The sequence below is a fragment of the Paenibacillus sp. J22FR5 genome, from assembly GCF_059691975.1.
The window spans coordinates 1-26,320 of sequence record NZ_JCAUAN010000013.1 but is presented as its reverse complement, the minus strand read 5'-3'; the positions used below and the strand labels follow the sequence as shown (position 1 = coordinate 26,320).

Sequence of the window (26,320 nt, the reverse complement as noted above, 5' to 3'; positions counted from 1 at the left end):
AACCTTACAACTCCTGTTCTATTGTATGTTTTTTTCTCTCCACAATTTATAGTTTAAGGCAAAGGAAAAGTTAAGAACATGTCGTACATTGATAGATTTGTAGGCTTATATTGATTCAGACGGACGGGGATACTCGATCCCAAGCACAAAATAACCCTTACCGTCTTGATACTAAGTATCAGAGCGGAAAGGGTTATGAATCTAAAAAGCCAATTATTTCTGCTCAGCTTTTTTCCAGGATTTCTGGAGCTCCTGCAGTAATTGATCGCGGTTAAGCTGTTTGCCTACATAAGCTTGCATGGCATAGCCGAACTCTTCTCTTGCCCTCGAAGGAAATTTAAACCAGTTCCAGGACAACGTTTTCTTCTCCTTTGTGTAACGATTAATATCGTCCACGAGTGGTCCTGAACGGTCCGACTCTATATTTTTAAACGCAGAAATAAAATGGAATTGGTCCTTCATAAACGTTTTTCCTTGATCCGATGAAACCATCCAGTTTAAGAATCTCTTTGCTTCTTTCTTTTTCTCCGGCGAAGATTCTTTATTTACAACCCAATTATTGGATACTCCCACTGGTAAGGCATCGTTTCTAGCATCATCATTAATCGGAATGGGTAAGAAACCGATACTCATATTCGGCGTTATTTGATCAATCTTAGATTGAGCCCAATTCCCTTGTTTCAGGATCGCAGCTTTGCCGGTTGCAAACAAAGCGACTTCGGTATTATAGTCGGTCGTCAGAAAATCTTTATTGCCGTATTGAACGGTCAAATCCAGCATTCGAGTCAGATCTTCGAACTTTTTGTTCCCTACGATGGATTGCGTCCCCTCGTTCAAAGCTTGAATAAAAGCGTCCGGGTCATCCTGTTGGGCAAAAGCAATATTCAACATGAGAATGAAAAACCAACTATCTGAATATCCGACTGAAAAAGGGGTAATACCTGCGGAATGCAGCTTTTCCGCCGCAGCCTTTAATTCGGAGAGCGTTTTTGGCAGTGTGTCGATACCAGCCTTTGCGAATAAATCCTTATTATAGATAAAGCCGTAACCTTCCAAATTTACAGGCATCCCGTAAGTTTTCCCGTCCATCTTCATCGGCTCAAGGGCCTCATCAACCACATTTTTCACCCACGGCTGATCGGATAAATCCTCCAAATACCTTTTCCATGACTTCGCTTCTTCGTAACCGCCGTTAGGAAAGATATCGGGACCTTTATTTGCTGCAAATCTTGCTTTCAATTCGGCAAGGTAGTTTGCCCCTCCGCCAAAGGTTAATATATGCATCTTGACATTCGGATTTTCCTTCTCGTATTCCTTTACCATCTGCTCGAACTCCATGGAAATTTCCACTTTGGGATTAAGCACCTCTAAAGTGATGTACTGATCGGCACTCTTTGTATCCATTTCCTTTACCGAACGATTGTCCGCCCCGCAAGCTGAAAGCGATAGGGTAAACAGCCCGGCTAAAATGTATTGAAAAACCTTGATTTTCATGAAACCCCCTCGTTACATTTACAACTTTTATGAAGCAATTCCATTTCCGTTATTTCCCGGTTTCCCTCCTTATTCCGATATTCAAGAGGCGTCATGCCAACAATTCGTTTAAACAATTTCGAAAAGTAAGTTTCATCCTGGTACCCGAGCTTTAATGCAATCGAGTACATTTTCTCGTCCGTTTGGCTTAACCATTGTTTGGCTTGTTTTATTCTTATTTGAATAATGTAGTTGGATAGGGTCATCCCTATTTCTTGCTTGAATCGTCGCGAGATATGTTCACGGCTCAGAAAGAACCGGGTTGACAGTTTGTCCAAACTTAACTCTTGCATGTAACGTTCATTTACAAAAGTAACAATGTCATGCATACGCCTGGCATCATCCAAATCCATCAAACGATGTATAGCTCTGAAGTTTTGTTCAGCCATTGCCTTTTGCGCAGTTTGAAAAGATTGTGGGAGTTCTTCCAACGATTTTATTGGATGTCCGCTAACCAAACGTACAGGAATATCAATGTGCTGGGTAATCCATTCCTCTACCGGGAAGAATTGGCCGTGAACAGAAAGTATCACACAGACATTAGGGTCGTTCTGAAGAGCATAGGTATTTCCCCATTCCCGAGTAACCAGCTCATCCGTCAAATGCTGGAGATAAGGAGCCGAATGATGGGTTTGGTAAAAATAAATCAATGTAAGATCGTATGCGTCCGCTTGCGGAAGAGACAAGGCAATTTCGTCGGAATCAAAAAGTTCCCCGTTACATGCCGAGGTAACCCCCTTGTTTAAGCGAAGCTTCTTAGCCTCTTCATAGACGCCAGGCTCTACACTGCTGCGCTCTTCCTCTTCTTTTTTCCAGGTTTCTACCGCTCCCGCAAGTGTTTCATTTAGCATTTCATTTTCGATAGGCTTCAACAAATAATCGAAGCTGCCGTGCTTAATCGCTTTACGCATGAAGGAATAGTCGTCAAACCCTGTAATCAAAATCACTTTTCCCGGATAGGAATTGGCATCCAACCACTCGATCAACTCAATCCCGTTCTTTTTGGGCATTTTCACGTCTGTCATGATGATTTCCGGACTTTCCTGATCAATCAATGCTTTCGCCTCTTCACCATTTCTGGCTTCCAAAATGTCGGTAATCCCATGTTTCTGCCACTGTCCCATAAAACGAATAATTTTCCTTACATTGGTCTCATCATCGACGATAAGAGCTTTCATTACGTCATTCCTCCTTCAGGTAGAATGGAATCACCAGCTTCACGGAAAACCCTTGTCCCTGCATCGAATCAAGTAGGATTCCTGCTGTCGGATCATAATTAAGAACCAAGCGGTCATGAATGTTTTTCAAGCCGATATGCTGGGGCGAGTAGTTTCCTTCGTATACCGGCGTGTAGATTTTATTTTTTAATACCGTCAGCTCATCATTCGTCAAACTGCAACCGTTATTTTCCACAACCAGATTCAAATATTCATTTCGCAATTCACCGTAAATACGCAAGTGGGCTTGTTCGTACCCTTCTTCATAACAGTGTTTAAAAAAGTTTTCAACAAGCGGCTGCAAAATCATACTCGGAACTGAAATATCAAGAATGTCCTCGGGTATGTCGATGGAATAGCTAAAATCTGTTTGAAAACGCTCCTCTTGAAGGTTCAAATACGCTCTTACATAATCCACTTCACTCCGAACTGTGGCCTGTTGATCCACACGAATGGCGTACCGCATCATTTTGGACAAGGAGACTACCAATTGGTATACTCGCGGAGATTCGCTAAATAGGGCAACCGCACCAATGGATTGCAGAGAGTTGTATAAAAAGTGAGGATTAATCTGGGACTTTAGCGCCCTATGCTGGTTCTTCCTGTTCTCAATCTCCAGCTTGTACTCACGGTCGATGTGACGATTGATCCGGTTCATCATTTCCTTGATATGCCTCTCCAGATTGCCGATTTCATCTTCCCTCTTATCGTCAAACGGAGCATTCATGTTACCTCCTTCAATGCTCAGCACTTTCCGGCTAAGCAGCTTGATCGGACGAGTAATCTTGTATGATATGATGGCTATCATGATTAAGCCCAGAACTCCCACGATTACACCGACGATGATGTTCGTGTAGGCGGTTTTCCTCACGTCATTAAATAAAAATTTACTGGAGGTTATCTTAACAAAGTGCCATTGATTTAAAGGTTCCGACAACGTTTTGGAAAAGATAATATCGCCATTCGAAAACTGTACGCCTGCAGCCGACTGATTGATTTTCTTTTGTAATTCTGCCGGAACGACCTTGCCAATCATGCCTGCATCACTTGCATAGATCACATGACCGTCCGAATCGGAAAGCAATACGGATTCTTTATTTTTTTGAATAAAATGATTAGAAATGCGAGCAAATTTGTCCAAATCGATGTCTATCGTGATGATACCGAGAAATTCTTTCGAAAGGGCGTCCAAGATTTTGTGATGAATCGTCAAAACCATCGTTTTGTCCGATTGGGGCATAATTGATGTATTGTTATAATTTTCAATCTGATGAGGCGGTTCGATTATAAAGTTCGAATCAGAGTTTATTAACTTCTGAATAGATGCTTGTTTCAATAAATCTGGCTGCCGCTTACGTGCACTTATCATCGCATTATAAACCGTAAATGAGTTTTGTCCTTCTTCGATGTATAACCGAACCTGCCTAATTTCGTTCCTCATCAGATAAAAAGTTGTCATGCCTTTATAGATTTCAAGCTGGTTGAAGTAAAGGGACCTTTCGAAGCCTTTTTCGAAAATCATGAACAAGTCGGGATTTCGGTATAAAATATACGGAAGATTAACAATGTCATCAAAGTATTGCTCCAGGTCTTCGGACGCCTGCCCAATTTGCTCGCGGCTGTTCTCAATCTCATGCCGTTCCACATTCTCTTTCGTTTGCCGATAAATCAACAGCATGGACAGAAAATACGGAAGGATAATAAAAACAAGCAGCATGATTAATAAACGGCTTTGAATGCTTTTCACAAAAAATACTCCTTTTATAAAAAATCACCATGCTATTATTCTAACCTCTTAGCATTGGGATTTCTTTCGCCAATATCTGTAAAGGGATCCTCCAGTTGTTAAAGGATTCGCTCTTTGATGGAAAAATCAGTCCGTAGAAATGTTTCAAGCTATACCTGGCATCTCACCGAATCATGTCGTACCCCTGTTTTAGCTTTCGATTTTCATAGTTCCATTCTGACTGACCATGTCTCACAACATATCTTGACCACCGCCTGGTATTCGTTAGTGAAACAAACGAGATAAAAGTAACGTAATAAAAGGACCTATCACCACGAACCCAAAGAATAATGCAACAACCTTCATTGGCGTCGACAGCCCTTTAGGTTCGTTTAAATTATCAAGTTTTTCGTTTAATTTCTTTAGCTCTTCCAATATTGCTTTACTTAACTCATCTGACATATTCAACGCCTCTCCCCCCAAGGAACACAATAAAACATTTCCTCGTTTTTATATTACCATAATTAGGAAGTATATAGACTGAGACAATCACTTATAGCTGTTTTTTGTTGAATAGCAAAAAAAGACCCACAGTAACGAGCTGAGGGTCTGAGTTTTATATTTAAAAGGGGGGAGATTTTAACTTAGCTCTCTCCTCAGAGCTCTTGCCGTATACCGATTATTTGTCGGTCAAAGATATTGTCCGTATGGCGGAGGCGCCGGAGTTAGCTTAAGACCCTGCCTTTTTGGCTACTATTCCAGTTAACCTCGAACAACACCAGCTGCTTTAATGATTAGAGCTCCCATACCTGTTTAAAATCAAAACCTCTCAAACCTTTAAAAATACTTTGAAGATAAATTGATTTTTCAATTTTTCTCGGAAAAATGCATACTTTTGAAACCCTATAGATAAGCCTGTACTAAGAAGACTACTTGAATAATTTGCTTGATCTTGGAAACTCTAAATTTGATGAAAGGAGGTTCATTTATGGTTGAATACACAAATATTCAGGACAACTCCGAAGAAATAATGGAGTGCATTGTAAACTGCGACACAGAGCAGGACCAGAAAAAAAAGGATAAAGACCTTTTGAACAGTATCCCGAACGAAGAAGAATATATTGATGAACCTTAATTAACTAACCGCCAAAAATGGCGGTTTTATTCTATTTGTTTCTGAACATTCAACTATTATTCTGCGTTAGTTGAATTCCATGAGTATTTGTTTTGCATAAGAATCCCAATCTGCATTATCTGTGTTTATTTCTAAAGTGGGAATTATCGATTGTTTCGCACTCATGCGAAGTTTTTGCTGATCCTCTAAGAACTTCTGACATGCTTCCGTTACCGTAGAGTGTTTTTTCAACACATATGATTTCCAAGCTTCGCTACGACTTTCAATAAATCTAGGCTCGACAACATCTTGAGACAAGGTTAAGAGTACACAATGTGCATTCAGCAGTAATAGACGTTTCTCCAGCAACTCAATTTCTGCAGAATTTATAAATGCCGCTCGATGATTTACATGGAACCTCTCTAAAAGATAAAATATACCGTTTGATGGTTTCGTATGACCTAGTGAATCAATCCAATTGTTTTGTTGCTCCAGATAATCAACATGACGATTTAAAAGCTGAATGTGTTCATCCTTGTCCATCGATCTTAAGACGCCTTGGTATGAATGCAAAACTTGTGAATAGTGTTCACTTATTGCAATTATCGTTTTTTCATCATTGTGTGTTTGACTATGTACTCTCTTTATTGCAGAAAATACAGATGTTTTTCCTGATGTTGACAACCCTTCGATAATTACTCCCCGAATCATATTTCACCTCTTCAGCTGTTTCCGTATCCTCCCGTTAGCAAGAAAAGATTGCAGTCTTAAATATGCCACCTTGCCTAAAGCCATGTAGAGCTTGCAAACAGATATTCAACGTGACCGTGCCTAATAACTCTCCGTTCTCCTCGTATACAAGTAAAAAATTTTTTTGATCATTTCTAATTGAGTTTCCTTTATTTGTAACTATCCTTCCCTTAAGCTGAATAGGCTGCCGGATTTATTCGCGGTAGCCCATCTGTGTTGTTTGTTCAATTTTGTTAATTTAATGTTTGAGTCGCTTGTCTTATAAACGTACCATACTGCTTTCACCTGAAAATAGCTCTATTCATTTGTAACTGTCTCTTTCATCTTAGTCGCACAGTTCTCACTACAAAGTGCAAAGATCCCATCCTGTCCACTTTTTTTTGCTTCTGAGTCATCGGCTACAACTATTAAAGGAACACTTGTTTTTCTAGTTTTTAAATATACTGATATTATTCTTCCATCTTTCTCGTCAAAATCAACTCCTGACGCAAACTTGACATTTAGACCGTAGCAGGGTTTATCTTCTTTGATTTTCTTCATACACCATGAGCATCTTAGCATCACTAATGCCTCCTAATTCTTTAAAGACTTTTAATGCTTTTATTACTATAGTTACTCGTTAGCTCAATTGCAAATGAATTACAACTCGTTATTTCTCCCAAAGCTCGACCAGTCGACCTTCAGGATCTTCAATCCAAATAAACTTTCCAAATTCACTAATCTCTTTTTTCTTTGCAAGAGGTACACCAATATGTTCAAGATGCTTAATAGTCTCGTTTAGATTATGTACTTGGAAATTTAACATCACTTGTTGTTCTGTTGGAAAATAACTGTCATTCTCGGTAAAGAAAGAAAAGATAGTCTCATTTCCTAATTGGGGTTTTATCACTGTCCCATTCCAATTTTCTATTTCAATATTCAACACTTCGCTGTACCATTTTTTTATAACTTCAAGATTCTTAGTTCTCCAAAATATTCCTCCGAAACCTTTTATCATCGTATCTAACTCCTGTCTGTCATCAAATTTTTAGCTATCCGATTACATTAGATATTCGAGATTTAAATTTAAGTTCCTTTTTCAACTATACTGGCCCGTTATTTTAATGGAATCTAAAAAGAGCTGCTTCAATGCAGCTCCTGCACTATAGTTCGCCGTTAGTTCAATCCAAAATATCTCATCCATCAATGTGATATTCTTTTAATTCACAATTTCCCATATGAAATTGATAAAATTCTTCGTTAGTCTGCTCATTAAAATAAGCATTAATTACCCTACAGACACCACCATAGGTTACAATTAAAACATAAGCTTAATTTGTTTTGGTCTCGGCACTTGAGCTTGCTGCTGACGAAGCGATTCAATGCGTATACGTATCTCAGGATTGTTATAGAGCGTTGCTTTGCTTACGTCAGAATCAGTTGCTACACTATTAAAATTGATGCCCTTTTGGCATTTACAAGCCGTCTTATCGACTCAAAGGCTATTCCGGCAAAATGTCCTTCCAAGACGATAACGGCGCCTATTTCGGCAGGTTGAAGCTTACCGACCCGCAAACGGGCGAACTGATAATTGAGCGAGGCTGAGCCGATTTCTTATGATCTAATCCTTAAATCTATCGAACGGAGCATCGTTAATCGTTCTAGCTGAAACCTAGACGAATCCGATAGCTCCGTTTTTTTTACAATGTCCTGTGGATCAGTTGAATTTGTAAATAATCGTTTCCGGCTTCGATTCCAAAGTTGAATGGGATCGGTCAACAGTGAACATCATTAGTTTGCTGTTTGGACTCCAGAACAATTCGCTGCCCGCCACTTGATTGCCGCTTTTGTAGATCATCTTGTTTTCGACCTTCTTCATATCGACCACATGGACCTCATATTTGTCGGGGTAGTGTTTCGTCACGACATAAGTCAGTTTCGATTGATCAAGTGACCAAGAAATACTGTAGAAATATTCCCCTGTCTCCAAATGATTCCCTATGGGATTTCCATCTGGATCCAACAGCAGAAGCTCACTTTCCATCCTGTCGGATTGGCTGCCGAACTTTGTCGTTACTACAGCTATCTGATCTCCGTCTGGAGAGGAATAGAATCGATTCACATTCTCATCATATATCGTATGTAGTACAGGATTATCCAACTGTGACATCTCGATATAACTTAATCCACTAACTTCTACAAAGTACAAGCGTTCGCCTATTTTCGTTACCTGCCCCACGTATCTTGTATCCGTATTCTTAGGTTCCATTAATTGATTTAATGCAGGCATCGGCGTAATCTTCCCCTGCAAATCAATCTGTACGACGCCCCCATCACCAATTCCACCCCTATACAATACATGCTCATTATCCAGCCATACGGCGCTGCCAGCAAATGCCTGATTGGCGATTTCCATCCTCTCTCCGCCATCTCGGCTGATCATCTGATGCTCGACAACCAGATTCTCGTCTTCCATATGATTCTGCTTCACATAGATATGCCTGCCATCGGGAGATACCTCATAAATATCGTAGGAAATGCCAGGTTTTTCTCCTCTTACCTCTCCGGAGATGATATCCTTAATCCCCATCGTATCTTTATATTTGGGCTCATGATGTTCGTCTGTCCCGATTTTCACTGATTGCACAAACTGTATCTCATGATCGGAGATCCAGCCGGTACCATGGATTCCCTCCAATCGGCTGGTAGTCCAGCTATTCGATGAATCCAAGACGATGTCTGTGTTTTCTTCCAATGCGTTCTTAGTCGCAACCTGCAATTTTTCAGTCACACACGAACTCAACAGTATAGCCATAACCGCCAAACAAACGAACTGCTTCATCTTTGGTTGTACTCCTTCTGTTCCTCTTTTCCTTTTACTTTCCATTGATCAATATTCCCCAATGCGTCTACCCATGCGCCAGCTGCTTTAGCATGTCCTGTGGCAGTCTACTTTTTGCCAATGTCTGCGCCAGCCGGTCCAAGGCTTCCTTCGGTGTATCATCCGCTAGACGGAATGCTCCGTAAGTTTTTACTTATTACCCATGGGACCATGTCTTCTCCACTTTCAATCCATTCTTGATAAAAAGAGAGATATTCGTCCTGCAAATCTGCTGAGGGTCTGACCAAAGACATACGTGGTTCCATATTACTCATCTCCTAGCCATATACCAAATTTTACCCAATAATAACATAAAATGATATTTATTAAGAGCACCTATTCCACATAACCGCCCGTTACTGGAATGAGCAAAAAAAAGGAGCTGCCGGCAAGCTCCTCCACTTTCGTTTTCCATTAGATTCCTGTAGATGGATTACTTTCGGCTTTGTAAAAAAACGAGCGCCTCAGCACGATGGTGTATTGGGTTCAGCAAACTTACGGAACTAGCATAGGTATAATCGGAAAGGATCAGAGTTCCTGTCTGCGACCAAGAAACGCTTAATCGCTTCAAAATCAGCGTTTATGTTAAGAATGTTATCTCTCTTGTAGTTTGATTATAGGCGACCTTATAAGTTTTCCCAACAATGAGTCCCAGCCTACGAATGGTAAGAGGATTTAGGCGAAAATCACTATTGAAAATGTCCGCAATACGAAGATAGCGTAGCCGTAACCGAGTTGATCTGTGCTTCAAAGTTAGAAATACTCCCCCATTTAAGTAGTTCCCCATCGAAATCGCCAGTCCATCTCCTATAACTACGCTTCCAATCCTTACCTTCGTACTGGAAGTCACGACTACGTTTCGGACTGTCACTCGTTTACGATGCATAGTTAATGTCTTGGTCACAGGATTGTATGTCCCTATGAACCTTGTAGCATTTTTGAGGTGAAATGTTTTTGCTAAAGCACTATTTACTGACAGACTGTTAGCAACACATTCGCTCAGACCTAATTGTACAACCTTCACCTTGCGAACTATCGTTCCTCGACGCAGTGATATAACGGCACCGTCAGGTATTATATCTAAATTATTTTCAATGGCTCCGCCACAATCAGAATTAAGAAATACAACCGGTTTCAAATCGGTTCCTCCGACGAAAACATCAAGTTCTCCGGAAACTGTCTTCTGGCCTTGTTTGATTTTTGTCGCCATACAACTACCTTCTTCCTTGGACATTTCAAATTTCACTCCCAAGGATAAGGTATGCATTCTTATAAGATGAAGCGTGGGTTTCAGTTATGGTTTTAATACCACATTTGTTTTAAACTGCTTTCATCGAAAACAGGTGAGACGCGGGAGCAATGACATCGTCATCATCGCCTTCAACTTCGGCGGACCACGCAGCGTGACGATGCCTGCAGGTGTATCGGCTAGACTCGCCCTTCGACTCAGCTCTTTGCATAATGCGCATCAAAAAAAGGCCGGGCCTCCATCCCATAGATGGAACTCGCAGCCTGATGTATCTGGATCCTTAGGCGATAAGAGAAAGCCATTCCCCTAAGTTACACCTTACTTTTTATTATTTTTATCGTTTGGTTTAACATGTTTTGAAATCGTTCACGCGAATCTGCTCGTAATTTTGGATTCGTTTCATTCAAGGCTTCACGTACTGAGATCACCTCTGTTTTATGGCGATCGCTTTCAAGTTTCCGATGCACTAAAGTCGGAATATATTTAGTCTCCGTTATGATTATTTTCCCTTCATCATTTTTTTTGACTTTAATATTAAGAATGATACTGTTTTGTGTATGAACGTTTCCCCTTAATTTTGTAGATATAAAATTACCTAAAGAATACATGACCAATCGTTGCTTTCCCCTCGCAATTAACGGCTGAAGCACATGTGGATGTGACCCTAAAATAATTTGGGCGCCATGTTTAAATAAAAGTTTCACCAATTGCTTTTGTTTCAGGTTTGGAGTATGACAGTATTCATTTCCGAAATGCAAATAAATGATTAAAAGATCAACGCGCTTTTTTAAATGACGAATATCCTCAATCATCTTTTTCCTTTGGATTAAATTGACCATCCACGATTTATTTGATGGTATTGGAATACCATTCAGCCCCGATGTATAGGATAGGATTCCGATATTTATACCTTTGATGCTTTTGATAAGATATTCTTTGGACTTATTTAAAGATTCAAATGTGCCAGTATGATCAATTCCATTTTGCTTCAAAACCCGTAACGTACGAAGCAAACCTGTGGTGCCGAAATCCATACAATGATTGTTTGCTGTAATTAAGACATCAAAACCGGCTCTTTTAAGAGCTGGAGCCAGCTCATCAGGACATTTGAACAAAGGACCACGTGATTTCCGGCTCTTTCTCCCCCTAGTTCCAGCGAAGGTGGTTTCAAGATTTCCTATCGTTAAGTCCGCTTTTTTTAGAATTGGAGCTACCTTTGCTAAAAGTGGGTCGAAAGAGTAAGTCCCGTCAGCCCGTTTAGCATCTGAAATGATATACCGTTTTACCATAAGGTCTCCAACGGCAGCTATATGAATTTCTGACAAATTCGTTCACCACCTAACATTTTTTAACTGGATAAGCTCTCTTGAAGAGACATTACTGTGATGAAGGGCAATGCAACATGAAAATTCAATTTCCTTTTCACTTAATCTATCCTTGAACTGTATATCTTCACAATATGAGCAAGAGTCCAAATGTGCCTGTGCGAATATAATATGAGGATTTACGCACCCAGAAATGGTCAATAACGTTTATTAGGTGTTGCGGCTTCCCCCTTTACAACAAAATTTTCACTATAGTTTCGTATCCAAAAAAGGGGAAGCCCGATAAAACAAGTGCTCCATATAGGGGTCTAACTGCGATTTCGAGACCGTTTCCAAAATTACTTTTGAATTGGGAAATGGTAAAGAACCCAAACACTCCATGACTGTTCAACATATATTAAGATCATCATTGGTAGGGGGAAGGAATAAAACAAACTTCACTTAAAAGGCTAAATTAGCTATGCTAATCAATCCAAATGATTGACCACTCTTTCACATTGATTTTAACTGAAACACTTTTAAACCGTATATATTTTAATATATTTGAGGTGGGATGAACATGGTTCTAAGAGGACTTGTGGATTTTAACGTATCATCAGCTCAAGATCAAAACACTCTTTTTATAAATGAATGCGGTGGAGGACCCCCAGCCAGCTTGTTTAAAATTCCTGATGGATCTATTGTTATTCTCCAACGGGGAGCCATTAAGAAAAAGGTTCGTGTAGTTAAGGGAGATGCTTCAGAATGTGATTTCCATTTTGCTTCACTAAATACGAAAACAGCTCAATTATTTAGAGTTAAAAAGGAACAACGTTTTTTACTCGTATTCAATGAGAAAACAAATATAATGAGAATGTTTAGAGCACCGGTGACCCGAGACACGGCTCAATTCAAGCTTGACCAGAATAAACTCCACGACAACACAATCACTTTAGGAGGTCCATTTATTGATGACTTAGGAATTTACAGTACTAGAAAAACAATAACCGTTATTCGTGGAAGAGTATGCAAAACATTCAAAATCTTGCAAAGTAATATAGATACTCCGGATTTATTCTTTCAATTAACGAAAAATAACGCGTCAAAATTCGGGCTAAAAAATGGAAAAAGCTATCGATTGGCCTATAATCAAATAACAAATAGACTTGTAATTGGAACTCAAGTGACATAAACACGATTTTGTTTACTTCTGCGATGAAAATCGGGATTCAACTTGAAGACAAGGTGGGAGCTGTTTGAGGCTTACAGAGCTACAGAGATGCGGCTCTCTTTTTTATTTCCGGAGTTTCTAATCACGTAGTAGTCCGATTCCCTCTTCTTCCATATGCGTAATAGTTGAATACACTGATTTAAACTTTATAGGAGGTATTTATATGTCAAATGAAAAACGATTGGCTTTAGCCAGTACAGCATCTAGTCTTGTAGATATTCGTATAACTGCGGGAGCGGACCTTAATTCCGTAAGTTTAAATGCGATTTGTGGAGGTGCATTTGATAACAATCTAGAGATCATACCTGATGGCAGCGTTGTAACTTTGCGAAGAGGCGGAATCCGAAGAAAGGTCACCGTCCATCAAAATGACGGATCTGAATGTGTTGCAAATTTTATGATAGTGAGCGCGGCCCTAGCACGAAAATTTGGACTGCGCAGTCAACAAAGATATCTTTTTACTTATAATACAGTGACCAAGACACTAACCATGGTACGAAAGCGGGTAACGTTCGATACTTTACTTCTAAGCTCCAGTTCCAAAACACAAATAGATCAGGTAGCTATGGGTCTTGGGCTTGCGAGGAAAGTAGGCAATTATTTACAAGGCGGCGAACTCATTACCTTACAACATGGCCAAGTCTGTAGGAAATTACGTTTTGTTTTATTAACGGAAAACGATGTGTTTAACAATACCTTTAGCCTAAACCCACGTACGATTCGTTTACTTGGACTCACAGCAAATAAAAAATACAGATTTGCGTACAATCAAGTCAAGCGGAAACTGACTATTTTACGCCAAGTTGCTCGCTAATACAACCAACTACGAAAGCCTATAATCGAATAATTAATTGAATCGTAATTGTAAGTCATTATCTTGTTAATTTTCTATTTCAGCTGTTATTGGTGTTTTTTGTTGGTTAACTAAAAATAGTGCGTATTGCAGCGGTCGCCGTACCGATTCTTTATAAACCTCCAATTGACCCGTCTTTAAAAAGATTTTTCTGCTCGGCTTAGGATTCGCTTCTATCAACCAAATTTTCCCATCTACATCAATCCCAATATCAAGCCCAAACTCCATCATGGAACCGAACTTCAATTCAATCGTCTCCACGACAAGTTGGGCCATCTTTTTGCAATTCTGCCGAATGGTCTCCGCCTTCTCCCGTCCAAAGCGACGAACCATGAACTCATCGAAACGAATTGCTTTGCCTCCTTTCCAAGTGATATTGGATGTCGGACTGTTCTTTCCTCCTAATCTTAGACCTATACCAGTGACACTCCACTCGCCGTGAGTATTTTTTTGTATCATCATCCTTGCATCTATTACCCGATTCGGCATCAATTCCAAGCAAAGACCCTGTTGAATCATAAATGTTCCCGATCTTATCCGCTCAGAAACCACCCAATTCTTAATCCAACGAATGGCTGAAGCTTCAGAATTTAGTTTACTTCTCACTAAATTGCCTACTCTGTTCCGCCCAGTTAATGTGAAAAATTCTTTATTACGCGCGATCTTCAAAATGCTGCATCCTCCGGTTCCATTACTCGGTTTAATGTATAATTCAGGAAATTCTCTTATCATCAGCCGGAGTTTCTCTGTGGAAAACATAACAGTTTTAGGAATGTATTTCGCAAGCGAAGGCGTATTGCTAAACAACTTTGTCGCCTTTGACTTGTAAGTAAATTTATGACTTGTGTACGGAAACCAATCTTTCCGTCTCATTTCCTTATACGGTTTATCTAACTTGCGACAGCGATCGATGACCACATCAGGCCAACGGAAGATTTCTTCCTTCCATCCTCCAGTCGCAGAAGGTACAAAACCTCGAATTTGTTTTGCTTCGGGCATGATATCCCAATAAGAAAACAAGAACACTTTCGCACCCAAACTCCGACCTTCTCTGACCATATCTAGAAAAAATTCAGACTCAGAAAACTTGTTTCCATTTCGATGAGTTAATATTCCAATTATCGGTTTACTCAATTGAAAGCCTCCTATGAAGGTTGCGTGTTAAACAGGTAAAACAGGTGGCATAGCTTACCAGAAAACTCTGTAGATGCTTCTGAAATGTATTTTTTGTACCTGACATCCAGGAACCAGAGATTAACTTGTGTAAAATTTCTTCCTTTGCAGGATACGAGATATAAATATGATTAAATCAAAAGAAAGGTGAAAGTCGGTATTCAGACAATGTACAATTTCAATCGGAACTGACAACTCGTGGTTCAACTGACGCTTGCGTTAGGGTCAAACGAAAATAAGTGATGATCAATGCATCGATATGTTAAGTGATAATCCGTTTCAACCCTGTTCAGGTGCTCATATCATAAATAGAAAACAGAGGAGGAACGAAGTATGGCAAATAACGGATTGCTCTGTGATCAGTTCTCAAGGATTATCGGTGGCCAACCCGGCTTGGCTGGCGGAAAATGTGTGACGACAATAACTCGAGATCAAATAAGAGCAACAATTCTGGGGAAAAGATTTCGTGTAACGTCTTCTTTTTCGTTCGAATCATTAAATAATAGAACTGGCATAGCACTTTGTTTAGGTAGAGCGGCATTCTTACAAAATGAAGTCAATACATTCATTTCGGCTATTCGTAATCAAGGAATAAAAGTTTCGTCTGTTCGCAACGAATGGCTGTTCGAGCAACCACGTTTGATTTATATCAATATTGAATCGGTTGATAGACCTCTTGTTTTCGCAAGAAAAGTCAGGCGAGCGTTAGAAGTAATTCATTAAAGGAAAGAGACGTCAAGCGATGACGTCGGCTTATTTACAGTCCTCATTTTGCACTGAATCCCATGAAGAGCACTCCGTTAATCTCCCCGTTAACGGAATGAAGGGCTGCTACGCAGCCCTTCATTTATTCAGCTATTGTTTTCCCTTAGTTAATAAAGGTATTTTAGTTATTGAATAGGTTTAATGAACCATTCCAAATACCATTATCATCTCTAATCAGTTCGGACCAGCAGTAATAATTTCTTTTTCCATATTGGAAAATTTCTCGAAATTACGAGTAAACCGTTCGGCCAAATCCAAAGCGGCCTTCTTATACGCATCTTGATCCTCCCAAGTATGACGGGGAACAAGAACATTGCTTGGAACACCCTCTACGAAATCAGGACAAAGCACACCAAAGATCGGATCGGCCGTAAACGTCGCTTGCTCAATACTTCCATTCAAAGCAGCAGTTACCATCGCACGGGTGAAAGTTAAGTTCATCCTCTTTCCTACACCGTAGGGACCGCCGGACCATCCTGTGTTAACTAAATACACGTTAACTTGGTGCTCCTCAATTTTATCTCCCAATAACTTGGCATACACAGTTGGATGGAGAGGAAGGAAAGGCGCCCCAAAGCAAGTGGAAAATGTCGCCTCCGGTTCCGTTACTCCTCTTTCGGTACCTGCCAACTTCGACGTATACCCTGATAAAAAGTGATACATCGCCTGTTCCTTCGTCAGCTTCGAAATAGGAGGCAGCACGCCGAAAGCATCAGCTGTTAAGAAAATGATAACGTTCGGATGACCCGCCTTCCCTGGGATGACTGCACCAGGAATTAAATCGATTGGATAAGCAGCTCGCGTATTTTCTGTAGTCCGAGTATCGTTATAATCCGCTCTGCCTGTCTCTGGATCCAGAACGACATTTTCTAAAACCGAACCATAACGAATAGCCTGCCAAATTTGAGGTTCCTTTTCTTCGGAGAGATTGGCACACTTGGCATAACATCCGCCTTCAAAGTTATAGACCCCTTGATCGGTCCAACCATGTTCATCGTCCCCAATCAAGCGGCGGTTTGTATCAGCGGAAAGCGTCGTTTTTCCTGTTCCGGATAACCCGAAGAATAAAGCAACATCGTCATTCTCGCCCACATTAGCTGAACAATGCATCGGAAAAATGTCCCGGAAAGGGAGCAAATAATTCAGAACGCTAAAAATCGATTTTTTCATCTCTCCTGCATACTCGGTCCCTCCGATGAGAACCAATTTCCTTTCAAAGGAAATGCAGATAAACGTTTCAGAGCGTGTTCCATCCACTTCCGGATCAGCTTTTAAGCCTGGCAGTGCGATCACGGTGAACTCCGCACTATGGGATTGCAATTCTTCATGTGTCGGACGAACAAAAAGCTGCCGGACAAATAAATTATGCCACGCATATTCATTCACGATGCGAATGGGTAACCGATACTCCGAATCCGCCCCGGCATAGCCGTCGAATACAAACAAATCCTTATCCGACATATAGTCTTGCGCTTTTTGGTAGAGCCGCTCGAACTGATGCTGTGAGATGGGTTGATTCACAGCCCCCCAATCTATGTGATCCATCACGGAAGGTTCTTGGACAATGAACTTATCTTTTGGTGAACGTCCGGTATATTTGCCTGTGTTTACTTGTAAGGCTCCTGAGGAAGCAAGAACCCCTTCCTTCCGTTCTAATGCAATTTCGACCAGCTGGGATACGGGCAAATTATTACTTACCATACCTATTTTCAACTGCTGCAACTTGGCTTCCATACTCATCAATTCCCTTCGTTGTGTTATCCAAACATTGCTGCTCTTTGCAGTCCGAGTCATAGCATCATCTTAGAGCAAACGATAACCGCTGCACCGATACTGTTCACTACAACCTTAATATCCGACATTTGTTTGCCGGTAATTCTGAGCGCGTTCAACAATCCGATTTCGTCGGTGTCCTTCGTATCCAGGCAGCCGAAATATCATATGCATGCTGGCACCGCTTGAAACTGACATTTGTTCTTACACTCTCCCTTTACATTCGTGAAACGGTTTCTGCATGTTTCTCTTTAGTTCTTGCCCAATAGCTCCGCTCCTGCGATACCTGGGTTCGTCATTTCATATGGATCGAGAATAATTTGGAGCTCCTCTTCCGTTAAGACATTATATAAAAGGCATAGCTCCCGAACTGGACGCCCCGTTAGAATCGCTTCACGCGCGATCCTTGCTACGACTTCATAGCCCAGATGCGGATTGAGCGCGGTAATGACCCCAACACTTTTCTCCACATACTCTTTGCAGCGCTCTACGTTCGCTTCGATTTCTTCCAAACAATGTACACGGAAAACTTTAAAGGTTTGATTCATCATACTGAGCGATTGAAGCAAATTGAACACGAGCACAGGCTCCATCACATTAAGCTCGAGCTGCCCCGCTTCGGAGGCAAGACAAATCGTATGGTCATTCCCGATGACCTGGAACGCTACCTGATTGACGACCTCAGCCATGACCGGATTGACCTTGCCGGGCATGATCGACGAACCAGGTTGCCGTGCAGGCAGATTCAGCTCCCCGAGCCCAGCACGCGGTCCGGAGGCGAGCAATCGTAAGTCGTTGGCAATCTTAGACATGTTGATCATGCAAACTTTCAATGCGGCAGACACCTCGGTATAGGCATCTGTATTTTGAGTTGCGTCCACCAGGTGATCAGCATTTGTAAGCGGCAGCCCGCTGAGCTCAGCGAGCAATTCCACAACCCGCTTAATATAGCGGGGATCGGCATTCAGACCGGTACCGACGGCTGTTGCACCCATGTTGACTTCGTACAGATGGCCGCGAGTTTGTTTTATCCGCTTGATATCGCGCTCGAGTACTCTGCTGTAGGCCTCAAATTCCTGCCCGAGTCGGATCGGCACGCCATCCTGAAGATGCGTCCGCCCCATTTTGATAACCCCGTCGAATTGCACGGCTTTTTTACGAAATGCTGTGAGCATCTCCTGCATCGTCACTAGCAGCTTCTCAATTAAAGAAAGTGTTGCAATATGAATCGCCGTCGGAAAAGCATCGTTGGTCGATTGGGCCATATTCACATGCGAATTGGGACTTACTTTAAAATAATCGCCTTTGATTCCCCCGAGAATCTCGATCGCCCGGTTGGCGATGACCTCATTGGTATTCATGTTGATGGACGTACCTGCTCCGCCTTGTATCGGATCAACGATAAATTGATCATGCCATTTACCGTCCATAATTTCTTGTGCCGCGTGCACAACGGCCTGCCCAATCTGCGGATTCAACTGCCTAATTTCCATGTTCGCTGCAGCAGCCGCATGTTTAACGGTTGCCATCGCACGTATCAATTCTTCGTGAATACGGTAGCCGGTAATTGGGAAATTTTCTACTGCGCGCAGTGTTTGAATGCCATAATAGGCGTCGGACGGCACTTCCTTAGAGCCAAGAAAATCTTTTTCCACCCTTTGCACAGCTGTTGTCATGGTTGTTTCCCCCTCGTTATTCTCTTACGCAGCCTGCTTGACGGACTCTAAATATTTCTTTCCTTTGTTCTTGTCGTACTGGCCTTCCCATTTAGCCATGACCACCGCGGCCATAGAATTGCCGATGACGTTGACTACTGTCCGGGCCATATCCAGAATACGATCAATACCTGCGATAAAAGCTAGACCTTCGAGAGGAATCCCAACGGATCCGAGTGTGGCAAGCAGGACGACAAACGAAGCGCCTGGTACGCCAGCAATTCCCTTTGAAGTGAGCATCAAGACAACCATCAACATGATTTGAGAGCTAATCGACATATGGATCCCATACATTTGTGCAATAAATAATGCGGCTATCGCTTGATATAACGTGGACCCGTCCAAATTAAACGAATATCCAATAGGGACGACAAATGACGTGATTGCCTTTGGTACGCCGAACTTCTCCATTTTTTCCATCATCTTTGGAAGTGCCGTTTCGGAGCTTGCTGTAGAGTAAGCCAGAATGAGTTCATCTTTTAATATGCGAATAATTGCCATGAGGCTGGTACCGCAAAGCTTAGCAATCAAACCAAGCACGATAACTACAAATAGGAACATGCCGACGTATACAGCAATCACCAATTTCCCCAAAGGAATCAAAGAGCCGACACCAAATTTGGATACCGTTACGCCAATCAACCCAAATACACCGATCGGCGCAAATTTCATAATTTGGTTCGTCACCCAGAACATCGATTCCGCAACGCCCTGGAAAAAAGATAAAACGGGCTTTCCTTTATCGCCAATCGCGGCAACGCCCAGACCAAACAATACGGAGAAGAAAATGATGGCCAGCATGTCACCGGCTACTAATGATTCGAAGATGTTTTTCGGAACGACATTGACAAATGTATCGGCGAAGCTGTGACTGGTCACCTTTTCGGTCGCTTCGACATATTTCGTAATATCTGATTTGGCTAGTCCAGCCATATTGATTCCGGCTCCAGGCTGAAAGATATTCGCTATGACCAGGCCGAAAATAATAGCTATCGTCGTCACAATTTCAAAGTAAAGAAGCGTTTTTCCTCCGAGTCTTCCAAGCTTTTTAATATCTCCTACTCCCGCTACTCCGACAATAAGAGAGGAAACAACAATCGGAACGACGATCATTTTAATCAAACGAATGAAAATGTCGCCCGCCGGTTTCAAATAACTTTCAATGCTTGGGTTGCCGTAAAAAATGGCCCCGACAATAATCCCTAATAGAAGGCCAAACAAGATTTGAAAAGCCAAACCAAATTTTTTCATAATAATTCCCCTTTTCCCAAAAATGTAAAGCGCTTTCTTTTGTATAAAAATTTAAAATGTCTTGAATGAGTTTATTGTACGGGGAATCTACAGAAATCTATATGAATCTACATGTTGAGCAAAAATTCTTTGGTCCGTCCTTCGTCGAATTATTCATCTCATTTTTTGGAATAATGAAGAAGAAGGAATAGCTATGACCATGGAGGAATAATACAAATGATGTCGAAAGTCTGTTAAGTTGTTAAGAAAGGAGGCTCTAAAACCGCTTTGAAAGAAAAATGGCTTCTTTTAACACTAATGGTCATTTCGGTTCCGATCGCTGGCGAATTGTTTTTTAACCCGTTCCAAACTGATTTTCGAGTAAGTTTGGGCACCCCTGCCTTTTTTCTATTCCTACTCTGGCTCCGTTCTCCCTCACCGCTTATCTCCGGATTACTTGTCGGCAGCTCGGTTACGATCTTTCGCATGGGACTTGACTTGGCACTCGAACCGTATTGGAACTGGGGAGCTGCTTTTCAGCATCATTATCCGGTATTCTTTTACTATTTTACCTATGCGATTACCTTCGCGGCAGTTCGAATGAACCGTCGTCATAACCGACCACTTCTGGTTGGAGCACTTGGTGTAGCGTGTGAAATCGCCGCGACGTTGGTAGAGCTTTTGCTGCGTTATTCGGCAACAGAGCAAACGGCCACTTTCGCAACCTGGAATCAAATTGTTATCATTGCTTTTTTTCGGAGTTTTTTCGTTCTTGGTTTTTTCAATTTGGTCAAATTGAGGCAGTCGAAAGCGGCCGAAGAGCAGAAGCGTAAAGAAAACGAGAAGATGCTCATGCTTATTTCTGAGCTTTACGAGGAAACCATTCAATTAAAGAAAACGCTGCACAATGCAGAAAATATCGCCCGTGACAGCTACGAGCTATATCAATCGTTAAATGATACACAGCATGTTTTTCATGAAGATCTAGCACACAAAGCTCTCCGGATCGCTGGTGAGGTTCATGAGATCAAAAAGGACAATCAACGAATATATGCGGGTCTATCCAGCCTGATTTCGCATGAAAGCGATTATATGCCGGTTGAAGAATTGGCCGATATCGTTCTGCGCTCCAATCAGAAATATGCCCAGTCTCTTGGTAAGAAGATCGAATTCACGCTGCAAACCGAAGGTAACTTTCCTTTATGTCATGTGTACACAGCTTTGTCTTTGTTCAATAATTTAGTTGCCAATGCCGTAGAAGCGTTAGAGGAACAGGGCATTATCCGAATATGGGTTAAACGAGAAAAAGATGTTATTGTATTCAGTGTCGCTGATAATGGCCCAGGTATTGCGCCAAAGTATCGAGAGAAAATCTTCATGCCCGGCTATACGACCAAATTCGATAAAGCTGGCAATCCGTCAACGGGAATCGGTTTGGTTTATGTGAATCAGGAAACAGAGCGATTGCTCGGAAACGTCCAAGTTCAAGACAACACCGAAGGCGCAGGTACTGTTTTCACCATCACATTGCCAATAGGCCAAATAGGAAAGGAAGAGTAGCGCGATGCGTTTTTTTATTATCGATGACGATCCGGCTATCCGTTCCATGCTGGAACAAATTATCGAGGATGAGGATTTAGGAAGTGTGGTAGGCGAAGCTACTGACGGGGCGCATGTTGATATCACTTTGCTCGAACTTAAGCAAGTAGACATCATGCTTATCGATTTACTAATGCCTGTTCGTGACGGCATAGAGACCGTTCGCAAACTATCCGGGAGCTTTGAAGGGAAAATCATTATGATTTCTCAAGTGGAGTCAAAGGAAATGATAGTCAAGGCGTATGCCTGCGGAATTGAATATTATATCACCAAGCCCTTAAACCGTTTGGAAGTTATTGCCGTTATTAGAAAGGTTTCTGAATTGCTGCTCATCCACCAATCCTTTCGAAATATTCAAAAATCTCTCCGTGCTGTTGGCTTCAGCGGCGAATTAACGGAGAAGGAGCCTTCTTCCATTGAAAAAAATATCATTACATGCGGAAACTATATGTTATCAGATCTCGGACTGATTGGGGAAGCCGGCAGCAAAGACTTGCTGGAGATGCTTAGTTATTTATACCGTTATGAGGCCGATCACTCACAGGAACAGGGCTTTCCGCAGCTTCATGAAATCTACCATCAAATTGCCTTGAAAAAATTAGGCCCCTCCGCTTCAACTATCGACTTGAAAAAAGAGATCAAAGCGGCCGAACAACGGGTGCGGCGAGCAGTGAATCAAGCGCTAACTCACTTGGCATCCCTTGGATTGATCGATTATTCGAATCCGAAGTTCGAGCAGTACTCTACAAAGTTTTTTGACCTGAGTGATATCCGCAAAAAAATGAAAGCACTGGAAAATGATGAAACTTCTGCTCTCAGCTTAATCCGTCAAAACACAAAAAAGTTTATTCAGGTCCTTTATTTAGAATCAAGAAAGCTAATGAGCTGATGAAAATTGGACGCCATAGGGTCTCTTTGCAAGATGTAGGAAGCATAATGAACACTTATATCAGCTTTACTTCTGGTTTCTCATTTATTCAGAATTTGCTGGATAATCGGCGTAATTCCACTTACCATAAACTCTATGGCGATCACCATTACAATTAATCCCATTAAACGCATTAGTACATTATTGCCTGGTGGTCCAATAAATCGATAAATAGTAGCTGAGTTAGCAAGAATAATGTATGTAAGTATGAGTACAAAAGCAATCACAAGTATTAATATAATTTTCTCCATAAAATTTGTCGTAGATTCCATAAGGACAATTCCATTAGTAATAGCACCGGGACCACAAATCATTGGAATAGCCAGTGGTGTAATTGAAATATCATTTACATATGTATCAACATCCGCTTTATCAACCTTTGTACGAACAAGCCGTGCCTGCAGCATATCCTGTCCCATTAAAATGAAAATAATCCCTCCGACAATCTTTAAACTGTTAATTGAAATGTTGAAAAAGTGAAATAACCATTCGCCAGTAGTTGAAAAAATGAGTAATAGAAAAAATGAAACAACTACTGCTTTACGTGCAGTATGGACTTTCATCTGTGCTTCAAGGTCAGCTGTCATCGACATAAAAATTGGCATGATAGCAAGTGGATTAATGAGTGTAAAGAATGAAGTGAGGCTCAGCAATAAAAATGATGTATAAAGTTCCATTATAGTATCTCCTATTTGTATGCTCAGTTTCCTTGTTCCTCTTGACTAGCCCATTCAACTGGATCTATATCACTCAAGTCACCCCAATCTCCCACAAACAACTGGGATTATTCTATCACATAGACTGTTGTGTTGAAGGTACAGGCGCACAACATGTAGTATTACCGTTAAACCGCCGATAATCAACATCCATTTGTTCAATTTCTTCCTAGCCGTTAATTGAGAAGGCTGCCGATCAATTATTGTCGGCAGCCTTCTTCAGTTAAGTCATTGAACTCTCGTTCTCCGTTACTTCAACAAATGATTTGACTGGCGGCGTGCTTTGGCCCATCCGCGCGCTGCCGTTTTGCTGATTGGATCTTTGACCCTGAAATGCGCGAGACACGCAATTAACATAATGACTCCATTTCTGTTAATTTGGATTTAAATCCAACTTTTACTGATAATTTCATCGCTCCACCCAGCATTACGTGAGCTTCAAAACTTTTTCCATTCGAAATTCTAAATGAAATGTTGTTCCTTTGCCTTTCTCACTGGTAACGGTCATTTTGCCGTTCATTGACTTAATAATGCCGTAAACCACCATCATACCGAGACCGGTGCCGTTTTGTTTGGTTGTGTAATAAGGCTCCCCTAAACTCTTCAGTTGTTCGGGACTCATACCTACCCCGGTGTCGGATATCGCAAGTACAATTTTATTGCCTGCTTGCCCTAAATGAATATCGATGCATCCCCCGCCAGGCATTGCCTCTACGCAGTTTTTTACTATATTAGACAGGCATTGGTGAAATTTTTGTGCGTCCCCTGCTACTTTCAATTGGGCGTCATAGCGAAACTCGATCTGTACCGATTGCATATTCGCGTATGGTGTAATAAACTTAACGACTTTATTGATTTCGTCAATAAGGCACAGAACGGTCTGATGATCCGTAGTCGGTTTGGCGAACATTAAATAATCGTTGATTACATTTTCAGCATGAGACAATTCCTCTTGCGCCATTCTCAACTGTTCTTTTGTACGATCAGGGAGAGGTTGACGAATAACGACTTGTAAGAATCCTTTTGTGACGGTTAAAGGATTGCGTATTTCGTGAGAGACTGCTGCGGCCAAATCGCTGACAATTTGGGCCTTTTCCGCTTTTTGCATATTCTTTTCGATAAATGCATCCCTCTTCAACTTTTCAATGGAATAAATGATAATAAATAATCCGATCGTTTGAGCCGCGAATAATTGCAGGGTAATGACCAGTATCGTTGGATCGTTTTTAAGAACCATTAGGAAGAAAACATAGATGAGCATGCAGCTGAACAACGTAAGCGCGGAGGCCACTACAAATTTGAATTTACCGGATAACCCATTAAATGTATTTCTAATGAAAAATAACAAGATCAAAAGGAACGAATTAACAAAGATAGTTCCGTAAAAACCATCGCCACCCCAAAAAGCGCGAGTCATAATGAGCACTAAGAATAAAACCAATCCAGTGATTCTTCCGACATATAAAAAGCCAATAATCAACGGGATTTGCCTTAAATCGAAAATATGATTCGTTATTATTTTTATCGGAAAAGCCATGCACAGGATCATCATTATGGACCCGACAATTGTGTAATTGACAACATTTCCGTCTGCCATAGAGAAGCTTCGTTTATTTTTTCCAAAAAGCAGATATAAGTAAAAAGGAAGAATTACAAATAAAAGATTGATGAGTATATCTTTGATAATTTGAAGGTTCATTTTTATGTATCATCCTCTGGTTGATTGTATGTCTGAACATACTCTTTTCTTATATATTCGCTAAAACTCGACTTACTCCTTGAAGTACCTAAATTTATTTTATTGACGCGCCAGAGGTTTCTTTCAACGAAATCAAAAAGGAGCTCCTTAATCCAACTAAAAAAGGAGCTGCCAAAGGCAAGCTCCTCAACGATCGTTTCTCGCTAGAGTTGAATGACTAAACTTTTTGTTCCCAGGGAAATGATGGTTCACATGTCATCATTCTATCTGTTGCAACCCTTGTTTTGATAACTTCCACCATTTATCACTCCATTAACGAATGTATGTTCGCTTGTAAATGTATTCATTCTTGATTAAGTCTTATTATTTTTGGGAAAAGGATGTCAAAAGCCAAAGACTATTGATCTCGTTGAGATCAGTAGTTCTTTATAGTCTTTGAACCAAATAATTTAACATTATGAGGATAGACTAAGAAAGTTACAATAAACCCTGAAGGAGATTAATGACCATGAACAAACTACGTGCATCACAAATCGCCGCCTCACCTGTAATGGCTAACGTTTCTTGCAATGGCGTTCCTATTTACATTCAAAATGTGGATGAAACGAATGAAACGGCGAGGATCTATCCACTAGATCAACCGGAGCAAGAACAAGAAGTGCCTCTAAACAGTTTAGTTGAACATTAAGATGGAAGTTTGTACCTTGAAATAATCGCGGTTGCAGTCCCCATTTATGAGGTAGTCTTGTTACCTCAACAGGTTGCCGCTTAACCGAGGCCGCTGAAAAACGTCTGTTTTTAATTTTGTGAAGAGGACCTAAATAGATAAAGGCGAATTTCCATTCAATATCTGAATGAGAATTCGCCTTTATTATGGTTTTCTTC

General features: G+C 41.1%; 24 protein-coding genes and 1 pseudogene. 7 read left to right on the top strand and 18 right to left on the bottom strand.

What is annotated here, in order from left to right; genetic code table 11:
• Nucleotides 1-213: 213 nt before the first annotated feature.
• The 4 genes from AC58P7_RS17645 to AC58P7_RS17630 form a co-directional block, all read right to left on the bottom strand.
• Nucleotides 214-1,494 carry an ABC transporter substrate-binding protein gene (locus tag AC58P7_RS17645; RefSeq protein ID WP_497345070.1) on the bottom strand — a complete coding sequence of 427 codons (1,281 nt, stop codon included), beginning with the start codon at nucleotides 1,492-1,494 and terminating at the stop codon, nucleotides 214-216.
• Complete coding sequence (locus AC58P7_RS17640; protein ID WP_497345068.1) at nucleotides 1,491-2,711, bottom strand: response regulator transcription factor; 1,221 nt, start codon at nucleotides 2,709-2,711, stop codon at nucleotides 1,491-1,493. Before AC58P7_RS17640 ends, AC58P7_RS17645 begins: the two co-directional genes overlap by 4 nt.
• Before the next feature lie 4 nt (nucleotides 2,712-2,715).
• Nucleotides 2,716-4,497 carry a sensor histidine kinase gene (locus tag AC58P7_RS17635; protein ID WP_497345066.1) on the bottom strand — a complete coding sequence of 594 codons (1,782 nt, stop codon included), beginning with the start codon at nucleotides 4,495-4,497 and terminating at the stop codon, nucleotides 2,716-2,718.
• A gap of 264 nt (nucleotides 4,498-4,761) precedes the next feature.
• On the bottom strand, nucleotides 4,762-4,938 hold the full coding sequence (locus AC58P7_RS17630) for a hypothetical protein (RefSeq protein ID WP_497345064.1): 177 nt from the start codon (nucleotides 4,936-4,938) through the stop codon (nucleotides 4,762-4,764).
• 526 nt (nucleotides 4,939-5,464) lie between these two features.
• Between AC58P7_RS17630 and AC58P7_RS17625 the strand changes: the two genes are divergently transcribed.
• Nucleotides 5,465-5,611: a hypothetical protein gene (locus AC58P7_RS17625; protein ID WP_497345063.1), complete on the top strand. Its 147-nt coding sequence runs from the start codon at nucleotides 5,465-5,467 to the stop codon at nucleotides 5,609-5,611.
• Nucleotides 5,612-5,677: 66 nt separating this feature from the next.
• On the opposite strand, the gene AC58P7_RS17620 is transcribed toward AC58P7_RS17625, so the two are convergent.
• The 8 genes and pseudogenes from AC58P7_RS17620 to AC58P7_RS17585 form a co-directional block, all read right to left on the bottom strand.
• Nucleotides 5,678-6,301, bottom strand: a complete 624-nt coding sequence (locus AC58P7_RS17620) for a hypothetical protein (RefSeq protein WP_497345061.1) — start codon at nucleotides 6,299-6,301, stop codon at nucleotides 5,678-5,680.
• Nucleotides 6,302-6,637: 336 nt separating this feature from the next.
• Nucleotides 6,638-6,880: a hypothetical protein gene (locus tag AC58P7_RS17615; RefSeq protein ID WP_497345059.1), complete on the bottom strand. Its 243-nt coding sequence runs from the start codon at nucleotides 6,878-6,880 to the stop codon at nucleotides 6,638-6,640.
• Nucleotides 6,881-6,989: 109 nt separating this feature from the next.
• A complete protein-coding gene (locus AC58P7_RS17610; protein WP_497345057.1) occupies nucleotides 6,990-7,337 on the bottom strand; it encodes a VOC family protein in 348 nt (115 codons plus the stop codon).
• 312 nt (nucleotides 7,338-7,649) lie between these two features.
• Nucleotides 7,650-7,787, bottom strand: a pseudogene (locus tag AC58P7_RS17605) (DUF6262 family protein); the annotation flags it as partial.
• A gap of 249 nt (nucleotides 7,788-8,036) precedes the next feature.
• A complete protein-coding gene (locus tag AC58P7_RS17600; protein ID WP_497345055.1) occupies nucleotides 8,037-9,161 on the bottom strand; it encodes a hypothetical protein in 1,125 nt (374 codons plus the stop codon).
• A 619-nt stretch (nucleotides 9,162-9,780) separates the two neighbouring features.
• Nucleotides 9,781-10,434 (bottom strand): hypothetical protein, encoded by a 654-nt coding sequence (locus AC58P7_RS17595; RefSeq protein WP_497345053.1) that lies wholly within the window; start codon nucleotides 10,432-10,434, stop codon nucleotides 9,781-9,783.
• A gap of 85 nt (nucleotides 10,435-10,519) precedes the next feature.
• Nucleotides 10,520-10,660, bottom strand: coding sequence for a hypothetical protein (locus AC58P7_RS17590; protein ID WP_497345051.1), 141 nt, complete (start codon nucleotides 10,658-10,660; stop codon nucleotides 10,520-10,522).
• Between the two features lie 100 nt (nucleotides 10,661-10,760).
• Complete coding sequence (locus tag AC58P7_RS17585; RefSeq protein ID WP_497345049.1) at nucleotides 10,761-11,774, bottom strand: CapA family protein; 1,014 nt, start codon at nucleotides 11,772-11,774, stop codon at nucleotides 10,761-10,763.
• Nucleotides 11,775-12,333: 559 nt separating this feature from the next.
• Between AC58P7_RS17585 and AC58P7_RS17580 the strand changes: the two genes are divergently transcribed.
• Together AC58P7_RS17580 and AC58P7_RS17575 are read left to right on the top strand one after the other, a co-directional pair.
• Nucleotides 12,334-12,945 carry a hypothetical protein gene (locus AC58P7_RS17580; RefSeq protein ID WP_497345047.1) on the top strand — a complete coding sequence of 204 codons (612 nt, stop codon included), beginning with the start codon at nucleotides 12,334-12,336 and terminating at the stop codon, nucleotides 12,943-12,945.
• Nucleotides 12,946-13,147: 202 nt separating this feature from the next.
• Nucleotides 13,148-13,798, top strand: coding sequence for a hypothetical protein (locus AC58P7_RS17575; protein ID WP_497345045.1), 651 nt, complete (start codon nucleotides 13,148-13,150; stop codon nucleotides 13,796-13,798).
• 66 nt (nucleotides 13,799-13,864) lie between these two features.
• Here AC58P7_RS17575 and AC58P7_RS17570 read toward each other — a convergent pair whose 3' ends face one another.
• A complete protein-coding gene (locus AC58P7_RS17570; RefSeq protein ID WP_497345043.1) occupies nucleotides 13,865-14,971 on the bottom strand; it encodes a YheC/YheD family endospore coat-associated protein in 1,107 nt (368 codons plus the stop codon).
• Between the two features lie 372 nt (nucleotides 14,972-15,343).
• Here AC58P7_RS17570 and AC58P7_RS17565 point away from each other — a divergent pair, with 372 nt between their 5' ends.
• Nucleotides 15,344-15,733, top strand: a complete 390-nt coding sequence (locus AC58P7_RS17565) for a DUF1259 domain-containing protein (RefSeq protein ID WP_497345041.1) — start codon at nucleotides 15,344-15,346, stop codon at nucleotides 15,731-15,733.
• Between the two features lie 216 nt (nucleotides 15,734-15,949).
• Here the strand turns inward: AC58P7_RS17565 and pckA are convergent, their stop codons facing one another.
• From pckA to AC58P7_RS17550, 3 genes are all read right to left on the bottom strand, one after another.
• The gene (pckA, locus tag AC58P7_RS17560; protein ID WP_497345039.1) at nucleotides 15,950-17,509 is read right to left on the bottom strand and encodes a phosphoenolpyruvate carboxykinase (ATP); all 1,560 of its coding nucleotides are present in this window, start codon (nucleotides 17,507-17,509) and stop codon (nucleotides 15,950-15,952) included.
• A 290-nt stretch (nucleotides 17,510-17,799) separates the two neighbouring features.
• Nucleotides 17,800-19,224: an aspartate ammonia-lyase gene (aspA, locus tag AC58P7_RS17555; RefSeq protein ID WP_497345037.1), complete on the bottom strand. Its 1,425-nt coding sequence runs from the start codon at nucleotides 19,222-19,224 to the stop codon at nucleotides 17,800-17,802.
• Nucleotides 19,225-19,248: 24 nt separating this feature from the next.
• On the bottom strand, nucleotides 19,249-20,514 hold the full coding sequence (locus AC58P7_RS17550) for a cation:dicarboxylate symporter family transporter (protein ID WP_497345035.1): 1,266 nt from the start codon (nucleotides 20,512-20,514) through the stop codon (nucleotides 19,249-19,251).
• Nucleotides 20,515-20,781: 267 nt separating this feature from the next.
• Here AC58P7_RS17550 and AC58P7_RS17545 point away from each other — a divergent pair, with 267 nt between their 5' ends.
• Both AC58P7_RS17545 and AC58P7_RS17540 read left to right on the top strand, forming a co-directional pair.
• Nucleotides 20,782-22,053 (top strand): sensor histidine kinase, encoded by a 1,272-nt coding sequence (locus AC58P7_RS17545; protein WP_497345034.1) that lies wholly within the window; start codon nucleotides 20,782-20,784, stop codon nucleotides 22,051-22,053.
• A 4-nt stretch (nucleotides 22,054-22,057) separates the two neighbouring features.
• Nucleotides 22,058-22,981, top strand: a complete 924-nt coding sequence (locus tag AC58P7_RS17540) for a response regulator (protein ID WP_497345032.1) — start codon at nucleotides 22,058-22,060, stop codon at nucleotides 22,979-22,981.
• Between the two features lie 80 nt (nucleotides 22,982-23,061).
• Here the strand turns inward: AC58P7_RS17540 and AC58P7_RS17535 are convergent, their stop codons facing one another.
• Both AC58P7_RS17535 and AC58P7_RS17530 read right to left on the bottom strand, forming a co-directional pair.
• On the bottom strand, nucleotides 23,062-23,697 hold the full coding sequence (locus tag AC58P7_RS17535) for a MarC family protein (protein ID WP_497345030.1): 636 nt from the start codon (nucleotides 23,695-23,697) through the stop codon (nucleotides 23,062-23,064).
• 466 nt (nucleotides 23,698-24,163) lie between these two features.
• The gene (locus AC58P7_RS17530) at nucleotides 24,164-25,435 is read right to left on the bottom strand and encodes an ATP-binding protein (protein WP_497345028.1); all 1,272 of its coding nucleotides are present in this window, start codon (nucleotides 25,433-25,435) and stop codon (nucleotides 24,164-24,166) included.
• A 508-nt stretch (nucleotides 25,436-25,943) separates the two neighbouring features.
• Between AC58P7_RS17530 and AC58P7_RS17525 the strand changes: the two genes are divergently transcribed.
• Entirely contained in the window at nucleotides 25,944-26,123 is a 180-nt protein-coding gene (locus AC58P7_RS17525; protein ID WP_497345026.1) for a small acid-soluble spore protein H, read from the top strand.
• Nucleotides 26,124-26,320 lie beyond the last annotated feature (197 nt).

What these genes read in the sequence shown, in the direction of transcription:
- AC58P7_RS17550 (WP_497345035.1), bottom strand. Translation starts at nt 20,514, where the DNA reads ATGAAAAAATTTGGTTTGGCTTTTCAAATCTTGTTTGGCCTTCTATTA.
- AC58P7_RS17580 (WP_497345047.1), top strand. Translation starts at nt 12,334, where the DNA reads ATGGTTCTAAGAGGACTTGTGGATTTTAACGTATCATCAGCTCAAGAT.
- AC58P7_RS17610 (WP_497345057.1), bottom strand. Translation starts at nt 7,337, where the DNA reads ATGATAAAAGGTTTCGGAGGAATATTTTGGAGAACTAAGAATCTTGAA.
- AC58P7_RS17590 (WP_497345051.1), bottom strand. Translation starts at nt 10,660, where the DNA reads ATGCAAAGAGCTGAGTCGAAGGGCGAGTCTAGCCGATACACCTGCAGG.
- AC58P7_RS17625 (WP_497345063.1), top strand. Translation starts at nt 5,465, where the DNA reads ATGGTTGAATACACAAATATTCAGGACAACTCCGAAGAAATAATGGAG.
- AC58P7_RS17630 (WP_497345064.1), bottom strand. Translation starts at nt 4,938, where the DNA reads ATGTCAGATGAGTTAAGTAAAGCAATATTGGAAGAGCTAAAGAAATTA.
- pckA (WP_497345039.1), bottom strand. Translation starts at nt 17,509, where the DNA reads ATGGAAGCCAAGTTGCAGCAGTTGAAAATAGGTATGGTAAGTAATAAT.
- AC58P7_RS17640 (WP_497345068.1), bottom strand. Translation starts at nt 2,711, where the DNA reads ATGAAAGCTCTTATCGTCGATGATGAGACCAATGTAAGGAAAATTATT.
- AC58P7_RS17530 (WP_497345028.1), bottom strand. Translation starts at nt 25,435, where the DNA reads ATGAACCTTCAAATTATCAAAGATATACTCATCAATCTTTTATTTGTA.
- AC58P7_RS17615 (WP_497345059.1), bottom strand. Translation starts at nt 6,880, where the DNA reads ATGAAGAAAATCAAAGAAGATAAACCCTGCTACGGTCTAAATGTCAAG.
- AC58P7_RS17525 (WP_497345026.1), top strand. Translation starts at nt 25,944, where the DNA reads ATGAACAAACTACGTGCATCACAAATCGCCGCCTCACCTGTAATGGCT.
- AC58P7_RS17540 (WP_497345032.1), top strand. Translation starts at nt 22,058, where the DNA reads ATGCGTTTTTTTATTATCGATGACGATCCGGCTATCCGTTCCATGCTG.
- AC58P7_RS17620 (WP_497345061.1), bottom strand. Translation starts at nt 6,301, where the DNA reads ATGATTCGGGGAGTAATTATCGAAGGGTTGTCAACATCAGGAAAAACA.
- AC58P7_RS17535 (WP_497345030.1), bottom strand. Translation starts at nt 23,697, where the DNA reads ATGGAACTTTATACATCATTTTTATTGCTGAGCCTCACTTCATTCTTT.
- AC58P7_RS17575 (WP_497345045.1), top strand. Translation starts at nt 13,148, where the DNA reads ATGTCAAATGAAAAACGATTGGCTTTAGCCAGTACAGCATCTAGTCTT.
- aspA (WP_497345037.1), bottom strand. Translation starts at nt 19,224, where the DNA reads ATGACAACAGCTGTGCAAAGGGTGGAAAAAGATTTTCTTGGCTCTAAG.
- AC58P7_RS17645 (WP_497345070.1), bottom strand. Translation starts at nt 1,494, where the DNA reads ATGAAAATCAAGGTTTTTCAATACATTTTAGCCGGGCTGTTTACCCTA.
- AC58P7_RS17600 (WP_497345055.1), bottom strand. Translation starts at nt 9,161, where the DNA reads ATGAAGCAGTTCGTTTGTTTGGCGGTTATGGCTATACTGTTGAGTTCG.
- AC58P7_RS17565 (WP_497345041.1), top strand. Translation starts at nt 15,344, where the DNA reads ATGGCAAATAACGGATTGCTCTGTGATCAGTTCTCAAGGATTATCGGT.
- AC58P7_RS17595 (WP_497345053.1), bottom strand. Translation starts at nt 10,434, where the DNA reads ATGTCCAAGGAAGAAGGTAGTTGTATGGCGACAAAAATCAAACAAGGC.